The organism is Corynebacterium sp. MSK019, assembly GCF_030232425.1.
GTDB classification, from domain to species: domain Bacteria; phylum Actinomycetota; class Actinomycetes; order Mycobacteriales; family Mycobacteriaceae; genus Corynebacterium; species Corynebacterium jeikeium_D.
Map to the genome: position 1 here is coordinate 158935 of NZ_JASPJT010000003.1, position 14522 is coordinate 173456.

Below are 14522 nucleotides of genomic sequence, written 5' to 3' on the forward strand. Positions count from 1 at the left end.
CCTTTAGTTCTCGATAACAGCCAGGATGTCGCGCTGCGACAGCAGCAGGTACTCTTCGCCCTGGTACTTCAGCTCAGTGCCGCCGTACTTGGAGAAGATGACAATGTCCCCCTCCTTGACGTCCATAGGAATGCGGTCATCGTCATCGGCCCAACGACCCGGACCAACTGCGATAACGGTAGCCTCCTGCGGCTTCTCCTTAGCGGAGTCCGGGATAACCAGGCCAGAAGCCGTGGTGGTCTCTGCTTCGTTGATCTGGACGAGGACGCGGTCCTCCAGCGGCTTGATGTTGACGTTCGCCACGATGAATTCCTCCATACATGCGGTGATGTGATGTTCTTGTGCCGGTTGGTCTGCCGTGCACAGCCGTCGTCGCGGGTGAACAACTGTGTGTCAAACAACCTTCGTTAGCACTCTACCCCTGCAAGTGCTAACACTCAACAATAGTGAGCGCTAATGCTAATTGGTCAGCTTGTCGGGGTTACACGCCATACGACCGAACGCAGTAACCGTCATTCCGTGTTCCTTGATGTACTCATCGCTAAAGCACGGACCACCAGAACCGGTTGTGTAACGACTGTCTGGCTCCCTCCTTTGCCAGGCACCTTCGTCCCATTGGTAGACCGCCAGTCCACCACTGTTTGCGCGCCCACCCAGCGCCCACCATCCGTCACAGGCGACGATCGTAGAGTTTTCCTCCGTAGTCGGGAACGCCGACGCCTCGCAATCCCCACTAATCGGATAATCGGGCGCAGCCGTACTCGTGGTTTCCCTCGTCTTGGTTTTCTCCGGCGACTTCACCTTCACGGTCTCCGTCGCAGTCGCAGTAACAGTGAGCTTCGGCGTTACTTCATCCTTGGCACCTGCACCAAACCATTGCTCACCTCGACCACTCGCAACTAGGTAAAGCACCGCTGCCACAGCGACGATCACCACAAGCAACAGCGCGACGACTGCCCATAACACTCCCCGACCACGACCGCGCTGGAGTTCAACTTGCGGTGCTTGCGTTGTTTGCAGTTCACCCTGCGGCGCAAACAGCTCAGTCTGATTATGCGAATTATCGGATGGCTGAAGTTCCCACTCGCTGTAGTCTTTACTCATTTTTGGGCAAGCGCTTTCCTGTAATTGTCTTGCAATCCATGGCAGAGAAACAAGTCAAAGTCAGTTAACGAAATTTAACATGGATCCGAGGGGCAATCACTGCTTATTGCATTACAGGATCTTCCACAGGCATGGAGGGGTCGGTCGGGCAGGCGTAGCCAGAGGGCTTGACCCCCGCGGCAATGAGGTAGGCGGCAGCTGCGCCAATCATGACACCGTTGTCGGTGCACAACTTAATCGGTGGCACGTGCAGCGTAATTCCTGCCGAGGTAGCTCGCGCCGCTGCGAGTTCACGCAACCTCGAGTTCGCAGCCACACCACCACCGAGCAGCAGCGTAGTGGCCCCCACATCCTGAGCTGCGCGAACGGCCTTCTTGGTCAATACATCGCAGACCGCCTCCTGGAAGGAAGCACAGACGTCCTCTACGGAGTATTCACGACCTTCCTTCTCTGCCGCTTCGACATAGCGGGCCACGGCGGTTTTCAAGCCGGAGAAGGAGAAGTCATGGCGCGCATCCTGCTGGCGCATCATGGCGCGAGGAAACGCGATGGCCTTGCGATTTCCCTGCTTAGCCAACTTATCGATAATCGGGCCGCCCGGGTAACCCAACCCAAGCAACCTCGAAACCTTGTCGTATGCCTCTCCGGCTGCGTCGTCAAGCGTCGATCCGAGCTCCTCCATCGGACGACCAACCCCCTGCACGCGCAGCAGCTGCGTGTGCCCGCCGGAAACCAAGAGCGCCACTGCGTTGGATAGATCCGCGCCGTCGAGAGCTCCGACAGCAACGTGGCCACCAAGGTGATTAATGCCGTAGAAAGGCACACCCCAGGCGGCGGCATAAGCCTTCGCGCCTGCCGAACCGACCAGCAGCGCACCGGCGAGACCGGGTCCCACGGTAGCGGCGACGGCATCTGGGATAAAAGTATCGATACCGAGCTTGGCAGCTGCTTGCGCGCGCGCCTCGGAGACTACTGGCTGCAGGGCTTCCAAATGAGCGCGGGAAGCAATCTCCGGGACCACACCACCGAAGCGGGCGTGCTGTTCCATGGAGGATGCGACGACGTCGGCAAGCACTTCCACCTCGGGAATGGCGGGGGCGCTGGTGTCGGTGTCGTCGTAGCGCACACGCATCACTGCAGCGCCAGTCTCATCGCAGGAACTCTCGATTGCCAGCAGGGTCAACTCGGTCATAGCAGTCATGGTACTAGCGCACCACCGGGTCACTTACCAGCGACCGAGTTTAAATTTCGAGGCGACCGAGGTTCCGCACAGCGGCACGCCAGAGAGCGTATTCCTCTGGGTAGTCATCGCGGTAGTGACGCACGGCGCGCATACCGTGCTTAATACGCTCGATTTCCTCGTCGCCGATATCCTTGCCCTCGGCGTCGACAAATACGACCGTTCCGCAAATTGCGGTGGTGGGGTCGGTAAAGAAAGCCGAGTTGCCCGTAGCAGCCTCATTGCGGCCGAGGGACGCGACCGGATTCGGTTCAGCGCCCTCAGCCTTGGCCGTCGGGTTGTAGAGAGCGGCGTAATCGGCGCCGTCTTCCTGAAACGCCACCGAAACACGGTCGGAGGAAACTCCGCCGAGGAATGTAGCAGCGGCCTCCAACTCAAATTCGACGATGCGATGCGTCAGGTCAGGGTTCACCAGAAAACCTTTAATCATGGAAACAGAGGTACCGCACCGCACCCGCTCCCGCATCTCGAGAGCGCTACCCCCACTATGGCCGCGGGATGTTGCGGAGGTTCGACCGTGCCATGTTGATCATCTGACCAACGCCGCCGCCGAAGACGGTGCGAGTAGCGGCCTTGGAGAATCCCATCAGCATGTCCCAGGTGATGTTTGCCGGGATGGACAGGGCATTCGGGTCGGTGATCATATCCACCAGCACCGGGCCGTCGTATGCCAGCGCCTCTTGAATCAGGCGAGGCGCATCGGCCGGATCTTCAATTCGGATGGCCTTGATACCCAACGACTCTGCGACTCCGGCGTAGTCCACTGCGTCGTGGTCGGTCTCGTGCTCCGGCAGCCCCTGAACCAGCATTTCCAGCTTGACCATGCCGAGCGAGGAGTTATTGAACACAAACATCTTGATGGGCAGCTGCTCCTGCTTCACGGTGATGAGCTCACCGAGCAGCATTGACAGGCCACCGTCACCGTTGAAGGTAATGACCTGACGGTCCCGGTCAGCAGCCTGCACACCAATGGCCTGCGACAGTGCATTGGCCATGGTGCCGTGACGGAAAGAACCAATCTGCTCTCGCTTGCCATTCGGCGTGACGTAGCGTGCAGCCCAGACATTGCCCATGCCGGTATCCACGGTGAAGACGGCATCGTCATCGGCGTACTTATCAATCAGGTCGGCTACATACTCCGGGTGAATCGGGCGCATGTTCTCAACGTCGTGGGTGTATGCCTCGATGACGTGGCTGAGCAGGCGCTCGTGGTTCCGCAGCTGCTTGTCCAGGAAGGAGCGATCGGTCTTTTCATCCAGGTGCGGAAGGATGGTTTCAATTGTGGCAGCCACATCGCCGACGACTGGGTACTTCACCGTGGTACGACGACCGATGGCACGACCATCGATATCGACCTGTGCGACGTTCTTAGTCGGCAGGAAGTCGTTGTACGGAAAGTCAGTACCGAGCAGAATCAACAGATCAGCATCGTTGGAGGCATCGTGGCAGGCGCCGTAGCCCAACAGGCCGGACATGCCGACGTCATAGGGGTTGTCGTACTGGATGTACATCTTGCCGCCCAGCGCATGCCCCACCGGCGACTTAATCTTCTCCGCAAGCTTGAGCACCTGTTCGCGGGCGTCCTTCACACCTGCGCCACAGAAAAGCGTGACGGTTTTAGCCTCGTTGATTGCGTCGGCAAGCGCGGCGGCCTGGCCGGCGTCAGGGAATACGACTGGGCGACCGCTGCTGATTGTGGAGGTGACGAACTCATCATTTTCCACTTCATGCGTTGTAATGTCGCCCGGCAGAACCAGCACGGAAACACCGTGGCCAGTCATGGTCGACTGGATAGCGTGATGCAAAACGACGCCACCCTGCTCAGCGGAGTTGACCATCTCGCAGTAACCGGAGCACTCGTTGAAGATGAACTCCGGATGGGTCTCCTGGAAGAAGCTCGAGCCAATCTGGCGGGAAGGAATGTGCGATGCCAGCGCCAGCACCTTTGCGCCGTTGCGGTGGGAGTCATACAGGCCCTGAATGAGGTGGGTATTACCCGGGCCACAGGAGGCCGCACACACTGCTAATTCGCCGGTGACCAGGGACTCCGCGCCGGCGGCGAAGGCGGCAGCCTCTTCGTTGCGAACGTGCACCCACTCAATGGAGGACTCGCGCACAGCGTCGACAATGGGGTTCAAACTATCTCCAACGAGTCCGAAGATTCGCTTGACACCCTGCTTCTCTAGGGTTTCTACGAGCTGTTTTGCAAAGGTTTTAGCCATGTGCCTGGTTTAACGCAGATTAGTCAATACGTCAACATCTAGCTGGCCAACTCAGGCCGACACATCGTGTACGCATCCGCCCCAGAGCCCGGATAATAGTTCTTTCGCAGCCCCATATTTTCGAAGCCATAGCGCCGATACATGGCGATTGCGGGTTCGTTATCTGTGCGAACTTCCAAAAACACCGGGCCCGAATCCTCCGCCACAGCTGCCATCAGCGCGTCCATCAGCTGCGTCCCAAAGCCCCGGCGCTGCCACTTCTTCCCCACCCCGATGGTGTGAATCTCGTACTCGGCGGCACCCGCAGGCCCCAGCTTGGTAATCCCCGCATAGCCGCACAGTTCTTCGTCCTCGTCTACATCTGCAATCAGCCCGACGTAGAAATTGTTCGGCGCGGCCAGCTCGGCCATAAAGGCCGATTCCGACCAGGGATCGTCGCCGGCAAATAGCTCCGCCTCAATCGCCGCACACGCCTTGGCCGCAGGAGGTCCGAGACGCACTAGCTTGACGACGCTCATCTCATAGCCTTCGGGACAACGGCATCCGGACGGCGCAAGTACAGCGGCACCAGTGGGCCCGGCGCGGAGTCAAAGTCGACCGCTTCAACCATGGCTGTCGGAGTGGGAAAGACTTGTTCGGCAGCAACCTCAAGCCCGGCAATTTGCTCGATGTGGCTGAGACTGCCGCGGGCCTGGCTCGGCGCGAAGTCGGCGGCTTCTGCTGCAAGTTCTTCCTTGAGCAGCTCCATGACGTCGGCTGGCTTGGCCACTCCCGGGCCGAAAACTCGCTGGCCATCGCGGTAGGCGGCGAAGTACACCTCGCGGCGGCGGGCATCGGTGACGACCAGTTCATCGCCAACCCCACCCGCAAGCGAATCCAGGCTGCAGATGCCGTAGCAGGGAATTCCCAGAGCGTCGGCGAAGGAGGCTGCGGTGGCCATACCAACGCGCAAGCCCGTAAACGGCCCCGGCCCACAGCCGACAACCACGGCGTCCAGCTCGGTTGCCGCCACCCCACTGTCAGTAAGGCACTGCTGAATCAGCGGCACCAGCACCTCGTTGTGCGCACGGGCATCCAGGTGCAGCTTTTCGGCCACGGTTTCACCATCGCGGACAATTCCCGCGGTGACCTGTGGAGTCGATGTGTCAACGGCCAAAATGTTCATACTCAGTAACCTACTTGAACCGACTTGAAGCTACTTGCTCCACTTCCAGGTGACGACGCGGGCATCGTCGTCACGCGAACGATCGATATTCACCTGTAGATAGCGCTCGGAGAGCACCTCGGCGAGCCCCATTCCCCACTCGGCGACCACGACGCTGTCCTCGAGGTCGGTGTCCAAATCGAGCGAGTCCAGCGCATCGAAGGCCTCGCCATCGGAGCCGGGTCCCTCTTCGCCGAAGAGTCGATAGGCGTCGACGTGGATGAGGGTGACACCGTCGGTTGCAAGCGGACGGTGCTCGCGGGCGATGGTGAACGTCGGCGACGTCACGCGACCGCGCACATTCATGCCGCGGGCGATGCCCTGCGTGAGGGTCGTTTTGCCCGCGCCGAGTGGGCCATCGAGAATCACCAAATCCCCGGCGGCTAGCTCCCGGCCAATTTCCTCGCCGAGGTCACGCATGTCCTCTGCGGTTGGCGCGATGCGGCTGCGCACCCACTTTCGCTCGCTGCGTCCCTTTGGCGCAGTGAGGATTTCGTAGTTAATGGTGCCGGATGCCTTCGCGAGGTCATCGAGACCGGGCTCCCCCAGTGCGGGATCACCAACGATAACCGCAGTGTCGCCGGCCTCGACTTCGGTGTCGGGCCCCAGGTCGACGACGAATTGATCCATACACACGCGTCCTACCTGCGGGTAGCGTGTGCCATTGATGCTGACCTCGAAATGCCCGGAGGCCGAGCGCATCATGCCGTCGGCGTAGCCGCAGGGCACGATGCCGATGGTGGTGTCGCGGTCAGCTGTCCACGTCTGGCCGTAGGACACCGACTCTCCCGCCGGCAGCTTCTTGACCAAAATGACCGACGCTTCCCACCGCATCGCGGGACGCAATCCATGGGTGGCACCCACAATTGGCTCACCACCATAAATAGCCAGCCCCGGGCGCACCATGTCGAAGGCCAAGTCCGGGCGCGACAACGATGCCGGCGAATTCGCCGCATGGTTAATCAGCTCGTCCAGCCCCGCCTCACGCAGTGCCGCAATCGCAGCACGGAAATTCTGCGCCTGCTTATCGACGCTCTCGTGGCCCGGCTCATCCGCGCACGCAAAGTGCGTGAAAGTACCGGTGACGTTCAGAGCACCGGTCTTGTGCAGCTCGACCAGCTGAGCGACCGCATGCTCAAAGTCCCCATTGGCCATAGAGAATCCCGAGCGGCCCAAACCCGTATCGACCATCACCGTCACACGTGGTGTCACCGACAGCGCCCGCCCGGCATTGGCCACGGCCAGCGCATGAGCCATCGACGGCAGACCGAGGTCAATATCTGCAGCCACAGCTCGCTGCACCAATGAGGTGGCCGCTGCGTCCCAGATCCAGGCGAGGATGGGGATGGTGTGGCCGTCGTCAAGCGTGGCGCGGAGTTCCTCGCGGAGGGAGAGCGCCTCGTCGATTGTTGCGACACCGAGCTGCGTTGCCCCGCCGGCCAGCGCGGCACGCGCGGTCTGCAGCGCACCCTGCGAGTAGCCGTCCGCCTTGACGACGGCCATGAATTCCGACACCCCTGCGATGGCCTTGACGGTCTTCACATTGTGGGTGATCGCGTCGAGATTAACAGTATGGGTCAGGATGGCTGGTGCCGAGGAAGTCATAGCCGTATTTTGCCACTGCTGCCTTCGTTGGTGAACCATGCGGTGGCATCTCGGATGGATTCGGCGATGTCCTGGGCGCTGCAGGGTGCTGGTCCGAACTCTGTCTGCGCGGCCAAAAATGCGGCGCGCGCATGAATAATTGCTGGTAGATAGAGGGCTTCGCCACGCGCTACCCAGGCGCCGAGGAGCCCGGACAGTACATCGCCAGAGCCCGGCGTGGCTGCCCAGGAGCTACCCGCGTCAATCACGACTGTGCGCTGCGTTGTCGGATTGACCATCACAGTGCGGCGTCCCTTGAGCAACACTTCGGAGGAGAACTGCTCGGCAAGTTCACGCGCATCTGCGATGGGGTTAGTGACCTCGTGCCCGGTCAGGCGCTCGAATTCACCGGCGTGCGGCGTGAGAACAGTGCGCAGGTTGCGCTCCTGGCCGCGCTCACGAACGAGCTGTCGGATGTCCTCATGCTTCGACAGCAGTGTCAGTGCGTCAGCGTCGATGACCACTGGTTTGTCAGTGGCCAGAATGTCTCGCAGTTCCTCGGCGGCTTTCTCATCAGTGCCCCGACCGGGACCGACGACCCAGGCATCGACGCGTACCTCTTTGCGATCCACCGAGTCCTGCTGCGTAATGACCGTCGGCAAGGCTGCGGTGATGCGGTTACGTGCGGCCGCGTCGCCGACATAGATGACCGCGGGACTGGTCGCATGCACGGCAGCGGTGACGCACAGCTGACCTGCGCCGGGATACGCCTCGCTACCGGCGGCGATTCCTGTAACTCCAGTGGAGTACTTGTGGTCTGCAGCACCGGGTTCGAGCGGGGTCATCGCGCCAAGTGGTGCCGGAAAGCTCCCGCCTAGGGCTTCGTAGAACTCCACGGTCGGAGTCTGGTGGTGGACGGCATTGTAGGTACCGTTTTCATAGAGCGTCTGCCCCAGTCCTGGAAGTTCGAGGGAGAAGGCATCGAGCGCAATTTCGTGTAATTCGACGGTGCCACAGGATTCGGACAGCGAGTGCGCGTAGCGCAGACCGCCGAAAGTCACCGTTGTCGTGGCCTCGACGTGAGATGGCAAGTACGGGTTCTGTCCCTCCTCCAAATCAGGGTCTGGATTGATGGTCTGGGCAGGCGGGTCAAAAGTACGCCCAGTATCGGCTTCTACGCCGCTCGGCACATCAACCGCGAGAATGGGAACTTTGCCCAACCGCGCTTCGCGCACCAACCACGCGGCCTCTTCACGCAGCGCGCCGTGACCTCCGAGCCCCACGATGCCGTCGATGATCAATGCGTAGTCTTCACTAATCGACCACAGAATCTTCGATAAATCCGTCTCCCGGTCACACCCCAACGGCAGCACCCGCCCACCTGCGAGTTCAAAAGCTTTCAGCGCCCGTTCATGCGGCTTCGAGCCCAGCAAAACCGCATCCACGCCATGCCCATCCGAGGACAAGTTTCGGCCAGCATAGAGTGCATCGCCACCATTGCCTCCCGATCCGACCAACAGCAGCACGCGACCGCGACCAGGCTCCGGAGATGCCTCTGAGAGCATCCGCTCCGCCACCTCCGACACAGCGGCGGCTGCGTGGCGCATGAGTTCGTCGTCACGCGTTTGTGCGTCCAGATAGGGCTGTTCCGCGGCGCGAATTTCGGCAGCTGTGTAGCAGTACGTCATAAACCCAGCCTACGATTAGCCCCTATGGATGACTACTCCCCGAGCACGCGAGTTTTCGGCCCTCTACTGCGCGCCTTTCCGCAGGCATACCTGCGCTCGTTGCGTCATCCCGAATGGATCCCCCACGGCGTGCAGGACGTTCGCGAAATCCTCGACGGCAAAGTCACTCCTGACCTGGACAGATACAACGGTCGCACACCAATTGTCCTGGTTCACGGCACCTGGATGAACTCGTTCAACTCCTTCGCCATGTTGGGGCCGTTCCTCGCCCGGAATCGCCCCGTATTCTCACTCGATTACGGCTCCGACCCCGCCGCGCTGGTCAGCCGTCTCCGTAGCGTCAAAGCCACCACCGATTTGAGCGATGCGCTCGCTGAAGTCACCGACCTTCTCGACCGCTTCCGTGCCCACCTCTCCCTACCCCGCATCGACCTCATCGGTCATTCCCAGGGCGGTCTACACTGCCGCAGCTACGCCAACGCGAGCATCGATTCGCTTTACGACGAAGCTCTGAACCGTGGCCTCAACGAAGAAGCAGCCGAGCAGTACGCCTCCGACAACAGCCCCGTGCGGGCAGTCATCTCTCTTGCGGGAAACCACCGAGGCACTACTGCGTGGGGCATGCGCCGAAGGCTCAGTGCCCTTGAGCGATGCGGCCTACCGATGCACAAACTCGTCGACCGCCTTGTCGGCCGTGCCTGCATTCAACAGCTGCTGGACTCTGACTACATTGCGACTCTGAACCGCGCAGCGCGTGGCATTACCCGACGTGGTCCGCACTACCTGAATATCGGCACCCCTTTTGACACCGTGGTTCGCCCGTGGACCGGCGCCTTTTTGCCCGAACAAGAGGGGCACCACATTACGAACGTCAACAATGCCACTGGCGGTGGCGACTGGTCTGATCACCTCGCACTGCTCTACTCCCCCAATACGCTCGAACGCATTCACGAGTTCTTGGAGGAACTGGATGGCGCTGAAGCTGGTGATGTTCCGCATCATCCGCGACAGCGAGTCCTGCCTATGTACGGTGCCCTGCCGAGGAGGCTCGGGCGGAGGGGTCTCGGACGGAGGGGCCGGATCTAATTCAGCACAGAATTTTAGAACATATTTCCAGAATTCTATTGACAGTTTTTCAAACAGGTGTACGATTTGGGTTGTAGGGAAAATTTGTAAGCGAAAGTTCTTTGTCCGGTGCACAGGGGCTGGCGGGACTGGTTGACACAGCCTCTCCATGCTTCTCTCCAACACAGAACTCAATCTTCAATTCTCCGGCGGACACGTAGTAATCAGGGGGATAACCAATGTCATCGTCGCCCACAGAACTTCCAGCTCCAGGTCAAAAGCCCTCATGGGCCAACCAGCAATCCGACGATCCCATTAGCAGCGCGGCCCGTGCCATCAACGCCGCAGACCTTCAACTGATCGATATCTGCGCTCCCGGTGAGGAGGTCGATGTCAATCACCATCTTGCCCGCATAAGCATTCGAACCGGTCTTAGCCGCGGCAAGTGCTCTACGCTCTGCGAAATTGCGCTGATGTTCGAGCGCCTACCAAAAGTCCGGGCTCTCATCGAATCCACCTTCTGTTTCTCGTTAGCCCATCTCCGCGCCATCGCCAATGGCGTTGCCGGGCTGTCACCAGATCAGTTCGACACGGTAGAGCCCCATCTTTTGGAAATGCTCACTCCGACGCGACCTCGACAAGCAATGGTTGGTGTCTACACGCTGTCTCGTCTAATCGGCGACTTGGTTTCTGAGTACAACGACTGCGCCCGCAACGACGGCACCCAACGGGTTCCAGAAGGCGAAGCGGTCGCACTCGCCGACACGGGCGATGGCAAGCACAAAAAGGTCACAGCAATCCTTGAAAACGACCGCGCGACCGAGCTCATGGCCAGGATTCAGGGGATTCGCAACACAGCAATCAATCGCGGTGAACAGTGCACGCAGGCGGAAGCGCTACTACAGCTGGCACAGAATTCGACCAATGCCGAGATTGTCATCAATGTCTACCGCGAGGTCGGTGGTGGGCCAGCATGGATTGATGGCGTCGGCTGGTTGAGCGAGGTAGCCACCGAAGAATGGCTTGCTCGCGCAACTCACATCCGTATCTCCGCCGACAGCAAGGTGGATGGTTACCGCCCCACTGAGAGCCAGGTGGCTCGCGTCCGTGGGCGTGACGGTACCTGCCGCTTCCCCGGCTGCGACGTCCCGGCAGCCAAGTGCGACCTGGACCATATTCAGCCGTACAACCACGACAATCCCGAGCAGGGCGGGCCGACTGACACGGAGAATCTGCACTGTCTCTGCCGCCGACACCACAATCTAAAAACGCACGAGGGCTGGGATATCGACAGATACCCCGACGGAACAGAAGTGTGGACTTCCCGTAATGGGGACACCGCGACTAGCGTTCCGGTTGGGCCGCTAAAGAACGTCGGCAAGCAAACTTTTCATCAGCGTGTGACACGGAAGATGAAGACGATTCAGAAACGCAACCTCGATTGGATGTTGTCATTTTGCCATGTATCCGATGAGGTCTGGGACCTATCCGAGGAAGAAGAAAAACGCATCGAGTCCCTCACGGATGAAGAACTCGATGCGGAGATTGAGCAGTACCGACGAAAGCAGGACGAACTACTCGACGGTGACTGACTTAGCCAGGTTGCGCGGCTTATCGATGTCCTCGTTACCGCACTGGCGAGCGATCTCAGCTGCCAGGAACTGCATCGGAATCGTAGACAACAGCGGCTGGAGCAGCGTGGACGTCTCCGGGATTTCAATCAGGTAGTTCGCAAAAGGAACCACCGACTGATCCCCTTCTTCGGCAATCACGATGGTCTTGGCACCTCGGGCTCGAATCTCCTGGATGTTGGAGACAATCTTGGAGTGCAGCACGGCGCGCCCCTTCGGCGATGGCACTACGACGACGACCGGAAGATCATCCTCGATGAGTGCAATTGGGCCATGCTTGAGCTCGCCTGCCGGGAACCCCTCTGCGTGAATGTAGGCAAGCTCCTTGAGCTTCAGCGCACCCTCAAGTGCGACTGGGAAACCAACGTGACGGCCGAGGAAGAGCATCGTCGGAATAGCACCGATTTCCTTGGCCATGTCGATGAACTCATCGCCCTTAGCGACGACCTTGTCAATCAGTGCCGGGATGGTCTCCAGCTCTTCAAACTCGCGAGTGACCTCATCCGGGTACTTAGTGCCGCGCGCCTGGGCCAGAGCCAATCCGACCAAGTAGTTTGCGGCAACCTGCGCCAGGAACGACTTGGTTGCAGCAACACCGATCTCCGGGCCGGCGTGCGTATAGAGCACGGCGTCAGACTCACGCGGAATCTGTGCACCGTTGGTGTTACAGACAGCCAGCACGCGGGCGCCCTGGCTCTTTGCGTGTCGCACGGCCTCAAGGGTGTCCGCAGTCTCACCCGACTGCGAAATAGCGACCACCAGCGTCTGGCGGTCCAGCACCGGATCGCGGTAGCGGAACTCGGACGCGACCTCAATCTCGACCGGGATACGAACCCAGTGCTCAATGGCGTACTTGGCCAACAAACCAGAGTGGTATGCGGTACCACAGGCGACGACGAAGACCTTCTCGATGTCACGCAGATCTTGGTCACTCAGGCGGGACTCGTCGAGAACGATGCGGCCGTCAACGAGGTGACCGGCCAACGTATCGCGGACGGCGGCAGCCTGCTCGTGGATTTCCTTCATCATGAAGGAGTCATAGCCACCCTTTTCGGCTGCGGCGAGATCCCAGTCGATGGTGAATGGTCGACCCTGCTGCTCGTTGCCGGCGAAATCCAGGATGCGGTAATCATCTGCGGTGATGATGACGACGTTGTCCTGGCCCAGCTCCACGGCCTCGCGGGTGTGCGCGATGAAAGCCGCAACATCGGAGCCGAGGAACATTTCGTTTTCGCCCACACCGACAATCAGCGGAGTGGAGCGACGAGCAGCGATGATGCGATCCGGGTGGTCTGCATGAGTAAACAGCAGCGTAAAAGCACCCTCGAGGCGGTTGAGCACGGACAGCGCAGAGGCCTCGAAATCACCAGCGGTAGATCCGCCGTCGGAACCGTCCAGGGCACGGGCGAGCATGTGCGCGGCGACCTCGGAGTCGGTTTCGGACTTCAGCTCAATGCCGGCATCCTCCAGCTCCTGACGTAGCGGAGCAAAGTTCTCGATAATGCCGTTGTGGACGATAGCCACCTTGCCGTCATAGGACTGGTGTGGGTGGGCATTCTCATCAATTGGGCGACCGTGGGTAGCCCAGCGGGTGTGCCCAATTCCGGTGGTTCCAGTGATTTTGTCGCGCCCATCCGCATCAAGGGCAGCCTCGAGGTTGGCGAGTTTACCGGCCTTCTTCTCTACAGTGATATGCCCCTGATTGTCGACAATGGCAACACCCGCGGAGTCATAGCCACGGTATTCCATGCGTCGTAGCGCATCGACAGCAATATCCAGGGCGGGCTGATGGCCCACATATCCAACGATTCCACACATGCCCTACAGAATAACCCGCGAAGCGGAAAATCGTCATAACGAAATAGACATTCTCGCTCATCCTGGCACTTTTTCAGCAAAGGTATGCACCTTATAGTTAAGCTATTCACTGTGGCTGACAACTTGAAGACTCTGACATCTAATCTTTCCAAGCGTGGACCGCACCGCGTCATGGTCGGTGATCTCGCTTTTACTGGCCTGCCGGGAAAGGTCTACACGCCTGCCGAGGGCAATGGCATCCCCGGTATCGCCTTCGCACACGATTGGCGCACACCGATTGAGGAGTACCACGCCACGCTGCGTCACCTAGCTTCGTGGGGCATCGCGGTCGCTGCTCCGGACACCGAAAATGGCATCGTGGCAGACCACCGTGGTCTCGCCAACGATTTGGAGACAGCGCTCCAGATTCTCGCTGGTGTCCGCCTCGGAGAGGGCAAGGTCGTCGTCCACCCGAAGAAACTCGGCGTTGCCGGCCACGGCATGGGCGCGGGTGTAGCCGTCCTCGCCGCTGCTGGTCACGACCTCATCTCCGGCGTTGGCTGCGTCTTCCCCGCAACTACCGCGCCTTCCTCCAGCGCCGCTGCAACTAATGTCTCGGCCCCGGGCCTCGTCCTGGCCCCTGGCGAGGATCAGTGGCTCGATCGCGGTAACCCGGCTCGCCTGGCTGTTCAGTGGAAGGGCGATGTCGTTTACCGCGAAGTAGACAAGGCTGACCAGGGCAGCTTCTCGGAGACAACTCTTCTCCGTCGTCTAGCGGGCTTCTCTTCCTCCAAGGTGAAGTACCAGGAGGTTGCGCGCGCCGCACTCACAGGCTTCCTGCTGGCCACGGTCGGTGACGACAAGAAGTACTCGGATTTCGCAGACCCGACCGCCACTATCAAGGGCACAACTAACCGCGACATGGAGTGGCTCATCAAGGAGCTGCCGGAAAACCCGGAGCACTCGCTGATTCCCGGCAAGTAGTCA

The 14522-nt window shown here is 60.0% G+C and carries 13 protein-coding genes; 3 read left to right on the forward strand and 10 right to left on the reverse strand.

The features are described from left to right. Window positions 1-3 precede the first annotated feature (3 nt). The 9 genes from groES to QP982_RS03225 all read right to left on the reverse strand — a co-directional run bounded on the left by groES (window position 4) and on the right by QP982_RS03225 (window position 9042). Window positions 4-303 carry a co-chaperone GroES gene (groES, locus tag QP982_RS03185; RefSeq protein ID WP_005510054.1) on the reverse strand — a complete coding sequence of 100 codons (300 nt, stop codon included), beginning with the start codon at window positions 301-303 and terminating at the stop codon, window positions 4-6. Between the two features lie 156 nt (window positions 304-459). Next, window positions 460-1104 (reverse strand): hypothetical protein, encoded by a 645-nt coding sequence (locus QP982_RS03190; RefSeq protein ID WP_284870212.1) that lies wholly within the window; start codon window positions 1102-1104, stop codon window positions 460-462. Between the two features lie 103 nt (window positions 1105-1207). Then, entirely contained in the window at window positions 1208-2287 is a 1080-nt protein-coding gene (tsaD, locus tag QP982_RS03195) for a tRNA (adenosine(37)-N6)-threonylcarbamoyltransferase complex transferase subunit TsaD (RefSeq protein ID WP_049170057.1), read from the reverse strand. Between the two features lie 58 nt (window positions 2288-2345). Further along, on the reverse strand, window positions 2346-2774 hold the full coding sequence (locus QP982_RS03200) for a hypothetical protein (protein ID WP_042388422.1): 429 nt from the start codon (window positions 2772-2774) through the stop codon (window positions 2346-2348). Between the two features lie 55 nt (window positions 2775-2829). Continuing rightward, entirely contained in the window at window positions 2830-4566 is a 1737-nt protein-coding gene (locus QP982_RS03205; protein WP_284870213.1) for a pyruvate dehydrogenase, read from the reverse strand. Window positions 4567-4604: 38 nt separating this feature from the next. Then, window positions 4605-5084, reverse strand: a complete 480-nt coding sequence (gene rimI, locus QP982_RS03210; protein WP_016422111.1) for a ribosomal protein S18-alanine N-acetyltransferase — start codon at window positions 5082-5084, stop codon at window positions 4605-4607. Beyond that, a complete protein-coding gene (tsaB, locus tag QP982_RS03215; protein WP_284870214.1) occupies window positions 5081-5731 on the reverse strand; it encodes a tRNA (adenosine(37)-N6)-threonylcarbamoyltransferase complex dimerization subunit type 1 TsaB in 651 nt (216 codons plus the stop codon). The genes rimI and tsaB overlap by 4 nt, the downstream gene beginning before the upstream one ends. Window positions 5732-5761: 30 nt before the next feature. Beyond that, window positions 5762-7375 carry an alanine racemase gene (alr, locus tag QP982_RS03220; RefSeq protein WP_284870215.1) on the reverse strand — a complete coding sequence of 538 codons (1614 nt, stop codon included), beginning with the start codon at window positions 7373-7375 and terminating at the stop codon, window positions 5762-5764. Continuing rightward, window positions 7372-9042 (reverse strand): bifunctional ADP-dependent NAD(P)H-hydrate dehydratase/NAD(P)H-hydrate epimerase, encoded by a 1671-nt coding sequence (locus tag QP982_RS03225; protein WP_016422108.1) that lies wholly within the window; start codon window positions 9040-9042, stop codon window positions 7372-7374. Before QP982_RS03225 ends, alr begins: the two co-directional genes overlap by 4 nt. Window positions 9043-9066: 24 nt before the next feature. Between QP982_RS03225 and QP982_RS03230 the strand changes: the two genes are divergently transcribed. Further along, window positions 9067-10128 (forward strand): esterase/lipase family protein, encoded by a 1062-nt coding sequence (locus QP982_RS03230; RefSeq protein WP_284870216.1) that lies wholly within the window; start codon window positions 9067-9069, stop codon window positions 10126-10128. 218 nt (window positions 10129-10346) lie between these two features. Then, window positions 10347-11699 (forward strand): HNH endonuclease signature motif containing protein, encoded by a 1353-nt coding sequence (locus QP982_RS03235; RefSeq protein ID WP_126107882.1) that lies wholly within the window; start codon window positions 10347-10349, stop codon window positions 11697-11699. Here the strand turns inward: QP982_RS03235 and glmS are convergent. Further along, the gene (gene glmS, locus QP982_RS03240) at window positions 11682-13556 is read right to left on the reverse strand and encodes a glutamine--fructose-6-phosphate transaminase (isomerizing) (protein WP_005509815.1); all 1875 of its coding nucleotides are present in this window, start codon (window positions 13554-13556) and stop codon (window positions 11682-11684) included. The genes QP982_RS03235 and glmS overlap by 18 nt on opposite strands. A 111-nt stretch (window positions 13557-13667) precedes the next feature. On the opposite strand from glmS, the gene QP982_RS03245 reads away from it, so the two are divergent. Then, window positions 13668-14519, forward strand: coding sequence for a dienelactone hydrolase family protein (locus QP982_RS03245; protein ID WP_049169967.1), 852 nt, complete (start codon window positions 13668-13670; stop codon window positions 14517-14519). The last annotated feature ends 3 nt before the right edge of the window (window positions 14520-14522 follow it).

Bases quoted from the DNA above. Each gene is read 5' to 3' on its own strand.
- rimI (WP_016422111.1), bottom strand. From the start codon at position 5,084: ATGAGCGTCGTCAAGCTAGTGCGTCTCGGACCTCCTGCGGCCAAGGCG.
- QP982_RS03200 (WP_042388422.1), bottom strand. From the start codon at position 2,774: ATGATTAAAGGTTTTCTGGTGAACCCTGACCTGACGCATCGCATCGTC.
- QP982_RS03230 (WP_284870216.1), top strand. From the start codon at position 9,067: ATGGATGACTACTCCCCGAGCACGCGAGTTTTCGGCCCTCTACTGCGC.
- tsaB (WP_284870214.1), bottom strand. From the start codon at position 5,731: ATGAACATTTTGGCCGTTGACACATCGACTCCACAGGTCACCGCGGGA.
- alr (WP_284870215.1), bottom strand. From the start codon at position 7,375: ATGACTTCCTCGGCACCAGCCATCCTGACCCATACTGTTAATCTCGAC.
- QP982_RS03235 (WP_126107882.1), top strand. From the start codon at position 10,347: ATGTCATCGTCGCCCACAGAACTTCCAGCTCCAGGTCAAAAGCCCTCA.
- QP982_RS03190 (WP_284870212.1), bottom strand. From the start codon at position 1,104: ATGAGTAAAGACTACAGCGAGTGGGAACTTCAGCCATCCGATAATTCG.
- glmS (WP_005509815.1), bottom strand. From the start codon at position 13,556: ATGTGTGGAATCGTTGGATATGTGGGCCATCAGCCCGCCCTGGATATT.
- QP982_RS03225 (WP_016422108.1), bottom strand. From the start codon at position 9,042: ATGACGTACTGCTACACAGCTGCCGAAATTCGCGCCGCGGAACAGCCC.
- QP982_RS03205 (WP_284870213.1), bottom strand. From the start codon at position 4,566: ATGGCTAAAACCTTTGCAAAACAGCTCGTAGAAACCCTAGAGAAGCAG.